The organism is Paenibacillus sp. sgz302190 (assembly GCF_059820445.1).
In genome coordinates this window covers 1-13,559 of record NZ_JBZYAO010000070.1, presented here as the reverse complement: position 1 = coordinate 13,559, position 13,559 = coordinate 1, and the positions used below count along the sequence as shown (strand labels likewise).

The 13,559-nt window shown below is 52.5% G+C and carries 10 protein-coding genes and 2 riboswitches; of the genes, 3 read left to right on the top strand and 7 right to left on the bottom strand.

Annotated features, from left to right (window positions below; translation table 11 throughout):
* Nucleotides 1–286: 286 nt before the first annotated feature.
* On the bottom strand, nt 287–2,089 hold the full coding sequence (locus AC6RNO_RS35905; RefSeq protein WP_488437054.1) for a PrpR N-terminal domain-containing protein: 1,803 nt from the start codon (nt 2,087–2,089) through the stop codon (nt 287–289).
* Nucleotides 2,090–2,412: 323 nt separating this feature from the next.
* On the opposite strand from AC6RNO_RS35905, the gene AC6RNO_RS35900 reads away from it, so the two are divergent.
* Nucleotides 2,413–3,615 carry an exo-alpha-sialidase gene (locus AC6RNO_RS35900; protein WP_497108366.1) on the top strand — a complete coding sequence of 401 codons (1,203 nt, stop codon included), beginning with the start codon at nt 2,413–2,415 and terminating at the stop codon, nt 3,613–3,615.
* 98 nt (nt 3,616–3,713) lie between these two features.
* On the opposite strand, the gene trmL is transcribed toward AC6RNO_RS35900, so the two are convergent.
* The gene (gene trmL / locus AC6RNO_RS35895) at nt 3,714–4,178 is read right to left on the bottom strand and encodes a tRNA (uridine(34)/cytosine(34)/5-carboxymethylaminomethyluridine(34)-2'-O)-methyltransferase TrmL (protein WP_497108367.1); all 465 of its coding nucleotides are present in this window, start codon (nt 4,176–4,178) and stop codon (nt 3,714–3,716) included.
* 144 nt (nt 4,179–4,322) lie between these two features.
* Here trmL and AC6RNO_RS35890 point away from each other — a divergent pair, with 144 nt between their 5' ends.
* On the top strand, nt 4,323–5,036 hold the full coding sequence (locus AC6RNO_RS35890; RefSeq protein WP_474683490.1) for a response regulator transcription factor: 714 nt from the start codon (nt 4,323–4,325) through the stop codon (nt 5,034–5,036).
* Nucleotides 5,037–5,130: 94 nt separating this feature from the next.
* Here the strand turns inward: AC6RNO_RS35890 and metE are convergent, their stop codons facing one another.
* The 5 genes from metE to serC form a co-directional block, all read right to left on the bottom strand.
* Nucleotides 5,131–7,434, bottom strand: coding sequence for a 5-methyltetrahydropteroyltriglutamate--homocysteine S-methyltransferase (gene metE, locus AC6RNO_RS35885; protein ID WP_497108365.1), 2,304 nt, complete (start codon nt 7,432–7,434; stop codon nt 5,131–5,133).
* A 146-nt stretch (nt 7,435–7,580) separates the two neighbouring features.
* Nucleotides 7,581–7,790, bottom strand: a riboswitch (cobalamin riboswitch).
* A 65-nt stretch (nt 7,791–7,855) separates the two neighbouring features.
* Entirely contained in the window at nt 7,856–8,824 is a 969-nt protein-coding gene (gene nrdF, locus AC6RNO_RS35880; RefSeq protein ID WP_474683488.1) for a class 1b ribonucleoside-diphosphate reductase subunit beta, read from the bottom strand.
* Nucleotides 8,825–8,846: 22 nt separating this feature from the next.
* Complete coding sequence (nrdE, locus tag AC6RNO_RS35875) at nt 8,847–10,931, bottom strand: class 1b ribonucleoside-diphosphate reductase subunit alpha (RefSeq protein ID WP_474683487.1); 2,085 nt, start codon at nt 10,929–10,931, stop codon at nt 8,847–8,849.
* Entirely contained in the window at nt 10,918–11,277 is a 360-nt protein-coding gene (gene nrdI, locus AC6RNO_RS35870; RefSeq protein WP_474683486.1) for a class Ib ribonucleoside-diphosphate reductase assembly flavoprotein NrdI, read from the bottom strand. Before nrdI ends, nrdE begins: the two co-directional genes overlap by 14 nt.
* 137 nt (nt 11,278–11,414) lie before the next feature.
* A riboswitch (cobalamin riboswitch) is annotated at nt 11,415–11,621 on the bottom strand.
* A gap of 483 nt (nt 11,622–12,104) precedes the next feature.
* Nucleotides 12,105–13,193 (bottom strand): 3-phosphoserine/phosphohydroxythreonine transaminase, encoded by a 1,089-nt coding sequence (serC, locus tag AC6RNO_RS35865; protein ID WP_474683485.1) that lies wholly within the window; start codon nt 13,191–13,193, stop codon nt 12,105–12,107.
* A gap of 140 nt (nt 13,194–13,333) precedes the next feature.
* Between serC and AC6RNO_RS35860 the strand changes: the two genes are divergently transcribed.
* Nucleotides 13,334–13,559, top strand: a 226-nt coding sequence (locus AC6RNO_RS35860; protein WP_497108364.1) for a 2'-5' RNA ligase family protein, incomplete at its 3' end; no start/stop codon positions are given.

The following is a 13,559-nucleotide window of genomic DNA, read 5'->3' as shown; positions in this document are numbered from 1 at the left end:
TCCAAGACTCGTTATTGGTGATGTGGCTAACACCTTTCCAAGCAGGGTTCCCACCTGCTACCTCACTCGACCTATGCTTGGTCGCTCCACTTTTGCAGGTTTTCGTTCTCGCAAGGCAAGCCGGGCTCAGCTTTCGCCACCCAGCCGGTTGCGCCATCTTGCGCGAACAAAAGACCCCAGTCGCCCGTCAAGTGAAATACCGCACGGGTGTTGCCTCTGCATAACGGCGGTCGGCGGCCGACCACGCACAAAAAAGGCGCATTCCCGAAGGATACGCGCCTTGTTCTCATTTGTTTTCCGTTATTTTGCGCCATAGAGTGGAGCGGTTGATGCCCAATCTTTTGGCGGCTTTGGACTGGTTCATGTTTTCTTCCTCCAGAACAAGCTGGATGATTTCCCGTTCGATATCTTCCAGCGGGCGGCTGATATCGATGCGCCCGGCCGCTCCGCCGCGCCGTTTGTCGCCGCTGTTCGAAGCGTAAAGGAGCTGCAGCGCGTCATCCTCCAAATATTCGCCGCTCGCATTTTTTACGGATTCCTCGATCATCTCTTTCAATTCGATAAAGTTCCCTTTCCAAGGGTGCGTCCGCAGCTCCTCCAGCACCGCAGGACGGATGCCGACGACCTGTTTGCCGTATTTTTCGTTGCTTTGCACTATAAAAGTGCGCACCAGCTCCTCCAAATATCGCGCATGATCGCGAAGCGGCGGAAAAAACAAGCTCGCCCGGCTGAGCGATTCAAACATTTTCGAATCGAGCAGCATTTCGTCCTTCAATTGATCCGGGCTGCGCAAAAACGAAAACACAAAATAGCTTGTCAGCTTCGGCAGCATTTGGCACAGTTTCCGCTGCAAAGAAGCCGGCGTTTTTTCCAGGCCTCTGATGTACACCAACGAGTCGGCTTGGGCGTTTTGCACAACTTTAAGCAGTCGGGTGCACGTCTCCTCGCTGCCATCCTGGATCACGATTTCCATCATGCTCCCGTCTTTATACCGCTCCATTTGATACAGCATATCGCAAAACAGCATTTTCCCGCTTCCCGTCTCGCCGTAAACGGCAATCGGCAAATGCTCCCGGAACCGCTGTTCCGCGGCGATGAACGCCTGTTGAAACGGTTCGCCGAGCGTAATGATCGGGGGAAATGCGGAAGCCCCGCTTTTTTTATGGTAAATGATATGCAAGCTGTCCGCTGCATCCTCCGAAGCGGTCAATTTGAACAAATATGAAGGTTTGGCAGGAACAAGGTTCAGCAGTTTCGCCGAAACCGTCAACTTCTTGCCGGCCGCATAAAAATTCAACGGCTCATACAAAGGCTGCTCCCGCTGCAAATCCTCGATTAATTTCAAAAAGTAGGGATGATCCGCGAACAATGAATTCGCTTCGCTCTCTTGCTCTTCCAACTGCAGGCGCTGCTTAAACAAAGCATTGGCATACTCCATTACGCCCTGCTCATTGACGATCGCAAAGCCCTGATCCACCTGGTTCAACAAATCCTCATAGACGACATTGCGGATTTTGGAAGAGTTCAGCACCCGGTACATCTGTTTGGCCGAGTAAAAAGCGTCAAGCACCGACTCCCGCCCCGAAGTGATCAAAACCCCCTGCATGCCGAGCTCATTAGCCAGGCGGGTCGTCACGTTATCGCCGACAACGACGATAACTCCTTCTTCCTTCGCTTTTCTCAAAGCGGGCTCGACTTCATGCTCCCCCTGAACTTCCGCGCACGGAATTTCGATATTCATCAAGCTCGATACGGCGCCGAAACCTTGAATGATGTTGGGAAATCCGATGATTTTGATTTTCGATTTGTAGCCCTTCAGCAGCGTCAAAATTCTTAAAATGTCAAATCCCGAAACCTGGATTTCAACTACGGGCTGCGGAATATGATTCCGGAGCAGCCTCGCCGTGCCGCCGCGGCTAATCACGACATCGAACTCTCTGTTCATATAACGTTCTTTGAACGCATGAAGGCCTTCGGACAGGTCGCCCTGAATAGCTGTAATCTCAAATTCCGGAAGCTCGCTCTCCAAATTGTTGATCAGCTCCAAAAGCCCGCGATACGGGGCAATGACCAATGTCTTTATTTTCACGTTTACACCCTCTGTTGCAATTTTAGGCATAATATAGCTCAATTCTGCGAAAATTGCAATTATGAAAACGAAAAAATTTCGATATATTTTTGTCCGCCGGGCAACCGCTTCACAACAATCGCTAATTCAGCAAGATTGTTTCAAAATATAACAATAAATGAATTGACGACCTATCCATCACATGATATATTCGTTAAAAGTGCTATATCGCAACACAAATTAATAACTCCAATCATCCCAATAAACCGAATTGCCGTATTAATTAACACGCCCGAAAAATTTAGAAAGCGCTTTATATCCTGCACAGAATGAGGGGAACTCGTATGGATCAAACCAAAATCGTCCATTTAAAATCGCTGCTGCAAGACGGGCAATGCTATTTGCATCATGAATCCGACCGGATCGAAGCGCTGATTCCTGCCGCCGCGCCGACCAATCACGCCCCCGCTTTGATCGAACTGGATAACGGAGATTTGCTGTGCGTATGGTTTGGCGGATCTGACGAAGGGGCCGGCGACATTAAAATTTACATGTCCAGGCTGGGCCACCGGCAGGCGCAATGGACGTCCCCTGTCCGCCTCTCCGACGACTTTGCCAAAGCCGATCAAAATCCGTCCCTGTTTCAAGCCCCAGACGGAAAAGTTTGGCTGCTGCACACGACGATGGACACCCGCGGCTGCTCGCTGGCCGAATGGCAAGCCATGCTCAAAAGCAAAGAGGCGTCAGGGCCGTTCGCCATGCAGCATACGTCCCGGGTGCAATGCCGGATCTCCGGCGACAACGGGGAGCATTGGAGGCCTTCGGAGGCGCTGTTTGACGAGCCGGGAACTTTTTGCCGTCATCCCATTGCAGTATTGAGCAACAACCGCTGGATATTCCCCGTCTGGTACAGCAGTCTCGACGAAACGAAGCAATTCGGCCACGATTACAGCGCCGTGCACGTATCCGACGATGAGGGCCGTTCATGGCGAAAAATTGAAATTCCCGGCAGCAGAGGGAGAGTCCACGCTTCCATCGTGGAGCTTGACGACGGCAAGCTCGCTGCTTTTTTCCGCAGCCGCAATGCAGACCGGATTTATTCCAGCCGATCGTCGGACTACGGGGAAAGCTGGACCGTGCCCGAGAAAACGGCGCTCCCGAACAACAATGCGTCGATCCGCGCCATTCGCCTCCAAAGCGGCGGCATCGCCATCATTTTCAACAATTGCAGCGCAAACGAAGATCCGGATGTAACGATTTGGCCCTATGAGAGAATTCCCGTTACGATAGCGATTTCCGAGGACGAAGGAAAAACTTGGCCGTACATGCGGCATATTGACACGGGAGATCATTATTGCGGGGAAGAGAATGCGCGGTTCAACCGGAGATACGAATACCCCTTTCTCATCCAATCGAAAGACGGAATGATCCATGCCGCTTATGCATTCGGTACCCGCACGCACATTAAATACGTGAGCTTTTCCGAACAATGGGTGAAAGGCATCGAAAAAAACAAATGGCCATGGGACAATTTCCCGATGGAGTGAAAAAAGCCTGTGAACTGCCGGCTTCCTTTCGGAAACGGGCAGCTCATAGGCTTTTTTGCCGCGCCGCAGCGCCTGGACCCGGCGATCAATCCGCCAGCTTACGTGAGGCCGGCGAAACCGGTCTGCCGCAAACCTTCATATAAAATAATTGCGGCGGAGTTGGAAAGATTAAGCGACCGCACCGCATCGCTCATCGGCATCCGCATCAAAGTTCCCGGATGCGCGTTCAGGATAGAGTCAGGCAAGCCTTTGGTTTCCTTGCCAAAAACAAAGAAATCGCCGTCCTGAAATGTAAAATCCGTGTAACGCTTTTCCGCCTTCGTCGTCGCGAAGAAAAACCTCCGGTCCGGATATGCTTGCAGCACCTCGTCAAACGAATCGTGGTATTCCAGCTTTACGGAATGCCAATAATCAAGCCCCGCGCGTTTCAACGTTTTGTCGTCGGTTTGGAAGCCTAAAGGCCTTACTAAATGCAGATAAGTTCCCGTCGCCGCGCAAGTGCGGGATATATTGCCTGTATTTGCGGGTATTTCTGGTTCGACCAGCACGATATGAAAAGCCATTTCCGTCAAATTCACCTCACATTATATCCTATTATAAGAGCAGCAGGAAATCAATTTAACACAGGGATAACTTTATCTTAATATGTCGTTGATAGAATACCTTCATAATAGACTTATCATTCGATTAAAGGAGCCGACATATCGATGAAAAGAAAAATATTAGTTGTGGATGACGAGCCGTCCATTTCGATGCTTATAGAATTCAACTTGAAACTGGTAGGATACGAAGTACAGTGCGTTTACGACGGCGAAGCCGTATTTGAAGCTATCCAGACGTTCCGTCCGGATTTGATCGTATTGGATCTGATGCTGCCCAAAATGGACGGTTTCCAGGTTTGCCGCAAGCTGAGAAACCAAAACAATCTCGTGCCGATCATTATGCTGACCGCTATGCAGGACTTGACCGACAAAATCGCCGGATTGGACAACGGAGCGGACGATTATATGACCAAACCGTTCAGCCCGCAGGAGCTGATCTCCCGCATCCAGGCTATTATGCGGCGCGTGCAGGCGCTGCCGTCCACGAACGAGAACGCGCCTATGCACATCGGCCAGATTACGATCCGCTCGGATCAGCGCGAAGTTACGGTCAGCGGCACTCCGATCGAGCTGACGCCCAAAGAGTTCGAACTGCTGCTCTTCCTTTGCAAGCACCGCGGGAAAGTGCTCAGCCGCCAGCAGCTGCTGCACGGCGTATGGGACTACCACTTCCTCGGCGATACGCGGATTGTCGACGTTCACATCTCCCATTTGCGCGATAAAATCGAGAACAATGCGCGCAACCCCGAATATATCGTCACGATTCGCAACGTCGGCTACAAGCTGACCGAGCCTGCCGTGAAGGAATCGCTTGCCTAGCCGCAACTGGCGCATCCCCCTCATGAACGAAAAAGCACCCCCAGCTCTCTTTACCGGAGAGGTTGGAGGTGCTCTTTTTTACTTTTGCCGTCTATTAAGCCCGAACCGATTCGCTAAATGCTTCGCGCGCCTGACGGGCCGCTTCCACCATATGCCGCAGAGAGGCTTCCGTCTCTTCCCACTTCCGCGTTTTCAGGCCGCAATCGGGATTGATCCAAAACAATTCCGGCTGCAGCGCCCGGAGCGCCCGCCCGATCATCTCGGTCATTTCCTCCGCTTGCGGCACGCGCGGACTGTGAATGTCGTACACGCCCAGACCGATGCCGTGATCGTAGCCCTGCAGCTCAAAGCTTGAGATCAGCTCGCCGTGGCTGCGGGACGTTTCAATCGAGATCACGTCCGCATCCAATGCGCGTATGGAATCGATCATATCATGGAACTCGCAGTAGCACATGTGGGTATGAATTTGCGTCGTATCCTTGACGCTGGAAGTGGCGATGCGGAACGCTTTGACCGCCCATTCCAAATAACTCTGCTGATCCTTCGCCTTCAGCGGCAAGCCCTCTCTGAGCGCCGGCTCGTCAACCTGAATCATCTCGATGCCTGCGCTCTCCAACGCTTTAACTTCCTTCCGCAGCGCCAGCGCGATCTGGTTCGCCACCTGTTCGCGGCTCAAATCGTCTCTGACGAACGACCAGTTCAAAATCGTGATCGGCCCGGTCAGCATGCCTTTAACCGGAAGAGCCGTCAGCGACTGGGCATAGGCGCTTTCCTTCACCGTCATCGGCGCCGCGAATGCGACATCCGCGTAAATGACGGGCGGCTTGACGCAGCGGGAGCCGTACGATTGCACCCAGCCGTTCTGCGTAAAGGCGAAGCCGTCCAGCTTCTCGCCGAAATATTCCACCATGTCCGTGCGTTCGAACTCACCATGGACGAGCACATCCAGGCCGATCTCTTCCTGGATCTTGATGCAGCTGGCGATCTCCTGATCGATGAACGCTTCGTACTTCGCCGTGTTCAGCTCGCCCTTCCGCCATTTCAGGCGGGCGCTGCGTACCTCCGGCGTCTGCGGGAAACTGCCGATCGTCGTCGTCGGCAGCAGCGGAAGCTTCCAGTGAGCGGCTTGCAGCGCAAAGCGCTCGGCAAACGGCAGACCGCGCGTATGCGAGACTACCTCAAGCCCGGCCAACTGCGCGGCTACATCCTGGCGGTTCCGCTCAGGCAGCGCGCGGAAGCCGGCAAGCGCCTCCCGGTTCCACTGCCACTCGGCCGCAGCGGATTCCTGTCCGCCTGCGAGCGCCTGGCCGAGCAGCCTCAGTTCGACCAGCTTCTCGTTGGCGTAAGCAAGCGCCTGCTTTAATGCGGCGGGAAGCTTCGTTTCCCGCACAACGGTTACAGGCACATGCAGCAGGCTGCAGGACGGCTGGAGCACCAGCCGCTCGTGCGGTACGTGTGCCGCAAGCTTTTGCGCCAGCAGCAGCTTCGCTTCCAGGTCGGCGCGCCATATGTTGCGCCCGTCGATAATGCCGGCGCCAAGACGCTTGTCGGCCGGAAATCCGTGCGCCTCCACAGCCCGTAAATTGGCCCCGCCATCGTGCACGAAATCCAGTCCGATGCCTTGAACAGGCAAGCGGACCACCCGCTCATAATGCTCGACCGCCTCAAAATACGTCTGCAGCATCACGTTCAACCCCGGCACTTCCCGATGGATGGCGCCGTAAATTTGCTCCACAAGCTCAAGTTCCTCCGCGGACGGATTCGTCGTCAAGGCGGGCTCATCGATCTGCACCCAAGCGACGCCTTCTTGCGCCAGTTCCTTCAACACCTGCAAATAGACCGGCAAAAACTGCCCGACTTTCTCGCCGAGCCGCGAAGCCGCGAACCCCTTCGACAGCTTGAGGAACGTGTACAGCCCGACCAGCACAGGTTTGCCTTCGACGTCCGCCCTGGACTTGGCAAAGCGGTACGCCTCCAGCGGTTTGTTGTATGTTAACGTTGGTGCGTCCTCCCCGATTTCCGGGACGATGTAGTGATAATTCGTATTAAACCATTTTGTCATTTCACAGGCCGCGCCCTGACTGTTCCCGCGCGCCATCGCGAAATAAGTGGCAAGCGGCACGCACCCTCCCGAATGCGCGAACCTCGCCGGAACGATACCGAACATGACCGCCATATCCAGCATCGAATCGTAATAAGTGAAATCGCCTACCGGGATTTCGTCCAGCCCCGCATATTTTTGAAATTGCACATGCGCGAGCTGGATCCGCTCCATCTCCGCCACTAAGTCCTGCTCGCTTATTTTACCGGACCAGAACGCCTCCAGCGCTTTTTTCCATTCCCGGTCCTCACCGATTCTCGGATATCCCAAATTGCCAATTTTTATTGCACCAGCCACTTAAGCTCGCCTCCGTTTTCCTTATTTGTACTTTCTGAGCGGAACACAAAAAAGACGTCGTTCCCTCAAAAAGACAAAGGGAAAGACGCCTCGCGATTATACTTATCGGTTGCCATCTAACACCTCCCTATCTCCCGTAGGTAAAAGCAGTGTCGTTGAAACAGGCAGGTCTCCTGGCTATCAGCGTCATCATCGGCAGCAGCCTTCCCGGTTATTCATTCAACCAGTGGCGATGTTTGCTGCGACTCTTCTGTTACAGTGGCGGGACCGCGTCGGCTTTGCACCGAACTTCCCTTTTAAACTCAAGCCCAAGAACGATTCATTCGGGCGAGAGCACCTGTCTCCACAATATGCAATTGTCTGCTTACATTCGATACAATGTATAACTATACATGAATATTAATTTTTATACAAGCTTTTCTTACAAATTGTCAAAAACAAAATCGTCGTCATTCAGCGGCTCCACATGAATCGTGCGAACGTAGCCGTTGCCTTTTTTGGAGAAAAAGTCGTGCTGCTTCGTCTTGGTGCTGAGTCCGTTCAGCACGATCGGATTGATCTCCTCTTCCGGGAATGCAGGGTCGAGCCCGAGATTCATAAACGCCTTGTTCGCGTTATAACGCAGGAACGCCTTCACTTCCCGGTCCAGGCCGATCGCGCTGTACAGATCCTCCGTGTACCCTTCCTCATTCGCATGAAGCTCCTTCAGAAGCGCGGTCAAAGTCTCGTAAGCCTCGTCCTGCTCCTGCGGCGTCAGCTCCTCGTACACTTCCTGGGCAAGCACGCCCACATACAGCCCGTGAATGCTTTCGTCGCGCAAAATCAGATCGATGATTTCGCCGCTGCTAGTCATCTTGCCTTGGCCGGCCAAATACAGCGGATAGAAAAAGCCGCTATAGAACAAATAGCTTTCAAGCAGCACGGATGCCGCCATAGCCAAATACAGATCCTTGCGGGTGTGAATGCCGTCGTAATATTTGGCAATCGTATTCGCCTTGAACTGCAAATACGGATTTCGCTCCACCCAGAGGAAAATGTCGTTGATCTCCTCCGTCGTAGACAGCGTCGTAAAAATGCTGCTGTACGATTTGGCGTGAATTTGCTCCATCATGCCCATGAAGCTGAGCACCGCTTTGCGCTGCAGCCCGTCCACATGCTCCAAAATTCTTGGCATCCCTACGCCGCCCTGCATCGTATCGAGCAGCGTAAGCCCGCCCAGCACTTTCATATACAGGTCGCGCTCCGCTTCGTTCAGCGTCATCCAGGACATTTTATCGTCAGACAGAGGAATTTCTTCGTCCGTCCAAAACTGCATAATATTTTGATTCCAGAACGTGATCGTAAAATCGTCGTCAGGCCGGTTCCAGTTGACGGCTCTCTTGGTGGTCATCTTGTATTCATTCCCCTTCCCGTTACACCGAACAGCTGACGCACTCTTCAACGGAGAGCTGGTTCGTCCGCGTGTAATAGAGCGATTTTAACCCGACGCGGGCAGCGTACAAATAATAGCGCGCAAGCTGTCTGGTCGTCACATCGCTGTTGACATGAAGCACCGTCGAAATGCCTTGATCGACATGCGTCTGGATTTCGGCAATCAGGTCAAGAATTTTGAATTGGTTCATTTGATACGCCGATTTATAGAAGAAGAAATTGTCTCTCCGCAAATACGGCATCGGGTAATACGTCGTCGAGTTCGCGTACGTCCGCGTTTCGATCGGCTCGACGATCGGCATGACGCTGGAAGTCGCATTCTGGATGTACGAAATGCTTTGCGTAGGAGCGATAGCCATTCTGTACGCATGGTAAAGCCCGTGAGCGCGCACTTCTTCCTTCAGCTTGGCCCAATCGTCCGGAGAAGGAATCTGCATGCCCTCGAACAGTTGTTTCACCTTGTCTGTGACCGGGCGGTAATCGGTTTGCAAGTAGCGGTCAAAATAAGCGCCGCCGGCATATTCTGAAAGCTCGAACCCGTCGAACGTCTCGCCCTTCGACTTCGCGATCTCCATGCTTTTTTCAATCGAGAAGAAATTCATCGCCATGAAAAACGTGCGGACAAAATCTTTCGCTTCTTCGCTCTCATAACTGATCTTGTTTTTGGACAAATATCCGTGCAGGTTCATCGCACCCAGTCCGACCGAGTGCAGCTCGCGGTTCGCCTTCGCTACGCCCGGCGCGTTGGCGACCGTCGTCATATCGCTGACGGAGGTCAGCGCAATCATGCCCTCGTGCACCGATTCGCGCAGCTTTTTCAGATCCATGACATTCGCTATGTTCAAGGAAGCCAGATTGCAGCTAATATCTCTGCGAATCAGGTTCTCATCGCCGTAATCGCCGATTTCCGACGTCTCTTGCAGCTGAAAAATTTCCGTGCAAAGGTTAGACATCTTGATCGCGCCGATCTGCTTGAGCGGGTGCGCCAAATTCGCATTGCTGCGGTTCATCATGTAAGGATAGCCGGATTCCAGCTGCGTCGTGGCGATTTTTACGAGCATTTCGCGGGCGCTCATCACCGGTTTCTTTTTGACTCTAGGGTCCGCCAGCAGCGTGTCGTACATCTCGTCCATGTCCATATCGTCAAGGTGCTTGCCGTACGCTTTGTATACCGTATAAGGCGCGAACACATGCAGCGGCTGGTTCTCTTCGGCCAGTTTGTAGAACTTATTCGGCACGATCAAACCGATCGACAGCGTTTTGAGGCGCGACTTTTCGTCCGCATTGATTTTTTTGCTGTCCAAAAATTCCATGAGGTCCCATCCGAAGATGTTGTAATACGCCGCTCCGGAACCTTTACGCTGGCCCATCTGATCCGCATAGGAAAAAGCGTCCTCCATAAGCTTGAGCACCGGCATAATGCCTTTGGCCGCACGCTCGACGCCTTTGATCGACTCTCCGCGGCCGCGCAGCTTGGACAGATTGACGGCCACGCCGCCGCCGATTTTGGACAGCTGCATGCACGTGCCCAGCACATAGTTAATCGAATTCAGCGAATCGTCCATCTCCAGCAGGAAGCAGGATACCATCTCGCCCCTGCGGCTTTTGCCGGCATTCAAAAACGTCGGCGTCGCAGGCTGCAGCCGCTGTTCCATCATCGATTTCGCCAACTGTTTCGCCGTTTCCGCATCGCCGCGACCCAAGTAAAGCGCCACAATCGCGACCCGGTCCGCATAATGCTCAAGATAAAGGGTTTTATCGTCACTGCGCAAAGCGTAATCCGTATAAAACTTCGAAGCCGCCATATACGAGGAGAATTCGAAGTTATATTCGTGAGTGATTTTGTATGTATCTTCAACTTCGGATGCGGAATATTTCTCGTAAACATCCTCGTAAAAGTTGTTATCTATCATGTAACGAACCTTCGAAGCCGTATCGGCAAAATGAAGGCTGTTGCGGTTCACTTCTTCCATAAATTCGTGCACGGCTTCCCGGTCTTTCTCCAATTGAAAAAAGCCGTCGACACCGCGCTGCATGATCTGGTTGTTTAACTCAATATGCCGCAATTGCGTGCACCTCCTGAACAAATCGCTGAACATCCTGCCGGGTTCCGGACAGTTCAAACTTGCCGAGCACAGGCACGCCGTAACGCTCGGCGATGCGGTCCGCGCTCTTTGCGAATCCATCTCCCCAATTCCGGTTCCCGCTGGCCGCTACGCCTTGGAGCCTAGGATGGTTCCGCTCCAAAAAGTGTGCGACTTTCTCCGGAATTTGACCAAAGCCTGTCGTATAGGTGACAAGCACGAAAGGTTCATCCATCTTCATCGCCTCTTCAATTTGAACCGCAGGCAAATTTAATTTTTTAATAAATCTGCGGACATTTCCCGTCTTGGAATCGTAAGCAATCAGCATGGGATTTCGTCTCCTTCTGTCAAAACCATTAAAATGGCGCATTCGGCAAAAAGAAGGACCGAATACGCCACAGGAACATGCGAACATAACGCCTGCCACTGGAGTGGGAGTCTGGACACCTTCCTATCTGCCGTAGGGGTGATTCTTACGAATAGGCAGGTCTCCTGGCTTGGGATCATCATTCCCATCCGCCTTCCCGGCTTTCCTATCGGAGCAAGCCAGTGGCAATCGGATGAAAACTCCTCCTGAACAGTGGCGGGACCGCGCCGGATTTGCACCGGACTTCCCTATTAAGCTTCGTGCGTGTCTCTAGAACGCGAAGCACCTATCCATCACGAGATATAGTTGATAGATTTCAATTTATATCAAGATATAGTGTTTGTCAATGAGCAAATCCGACTATCAAACCTCGAAAATCTCTCATTTCGGAAGCCTCGTTCAGCTATAAAAAACGGCAAAAAATATGTGGATAAAAGGCGTGAAATGGCAAAATAAGGAACGTCATTTTCGGCTGTTCCTTGTCCGGCGCGGGCTAAATCGGAGTCCTGATTTCATCATTCAGAGCAATGCGCTGGGGATATTCGCTTGCAAATCTGGGGATAAACTGGGGATAATCCGGTACGAAAGTGGTGCACCAAAAACAAAAAAATAGGTCCATGCCAGCATCCTCATAGGCCTTTAGGACCCCCATGCAACAACAACGGGACGAAGCCCTCTCTACCAAATAAATCCAATTTCATGCCAAAACACCAAACAAAGCTATCCAGGGACGGAACAACGCCCTGAATAGCTTTAAAAATTGAATGATACAAGTCCAGCCGGTCGATTTATCCGTTGCGCTTTTGGAAATCGGCCATAAAGTCAGCCAACGCTTTGCAGGAAGCATATGTCACCGCGTTGTAAGTCGAAGCTCTTAATCCGCCTACGCTGCGATGGCCTTTCAAACCGACAAAGCCGTTCTGCTCGGACTCTTTAATAAATTTCTTCTCAAGCTCCTCATCCTGCAGACGGAACGTCACGTTCATCATCGAACGGCTGCCCGCATCGACCGGACTGCGGTAGAAGCCTCCGCTTTGATCGATCGCGCTGTAGATCAGGCCTGTTTTTTCGAGGTTGTTTTTTTCGATGGCCGCAAGTCCGCCCTGCTCTTGAATCCATTTCAGCACAAGGTTTACCATGTAGATGGAGTACACCGGCGGCGTATTATACAACGAGTTGTTTTTGCCATGGATTTCATAGCGCAGCATCGTTGGAATGGTTTTTGGCAAATCCTGGAGCATGTCCTCTTTCAGGATAGCGACGGTAACGCCGGACGGACCGAGGTTTTTTTGCGCGCCCGCGTAGATCATGCTGAATTTCGACACATCGACAGGACGGCTCAAAATGTCGCTGGACATATCGGCGATCAGCGGCACGCTGCCTGTGTCCGGAAAGCTTTGGAACTGCGCCCCTTCGATCGTTTCATTGGAAGTGAGGTGCAAATAGGCTGCATCCGGATGAATGTTGATTTCGCTTAAATCCGGAATTTTCATAAACTTTTGCTCTTTCGAGCTGGCTGCGATGGACACTTCGCCGAACAATCCCGCTTCCTGAACCGCTTTCTCCGCCCAAGCGCCGGTCAGAACATAGCTGCCCACTTTGCCCTGTTTGAGGAAGTTCATCGGAATCATGGCAAACTGCGTGCTCGCACCGCCTTGCAGAAATTGCACCTGATACCCTTCCGGAATGCCGAAAATTTGTTTGAGCAGCTGCTGAGTTTCGTTGTGGACCTGCTCATATTCCGCGCTGCGGTGGGAGATTTCCATAATCGACATGCCGATTCCTTTAAATTCGACAAGCTCCTCCTGCGCCTTTTGCAGCACTTCGAGCGGAAGCGCCGCAGGCCCCGCATTAAAATTATACGCACGATTGCTCATGAATAACCCACCTTTGCTTAATATACTATGGTTATGATAGCAAGATTCGCCTCACGCATCAAGTAAAACCTCTGCTGGACATGCTAAGCTTTAAGTCCGCATGTCAAACGGCACCAATACAAAGCTCTAGGAGGAATAGTATGTCTCTTCAAAATTTTTCCGCCGACCCGTACCGGCTGTTCGTCGGCATCCGTCTCCCCGACGCGTCCAAAGCGGCGCTGGACGCGTGGAAAGGCAGCGCTCAGGAGAAGCTGCCTTTTCACAAGTGGACGCATCCGCAGGACGTCCACATTACGCTTTGCTTCCTCGGCGACGCCTCCGCCGGGACTGCGGAAGCGCTGGCGCACGACCTGCGCCAGCTCGCCG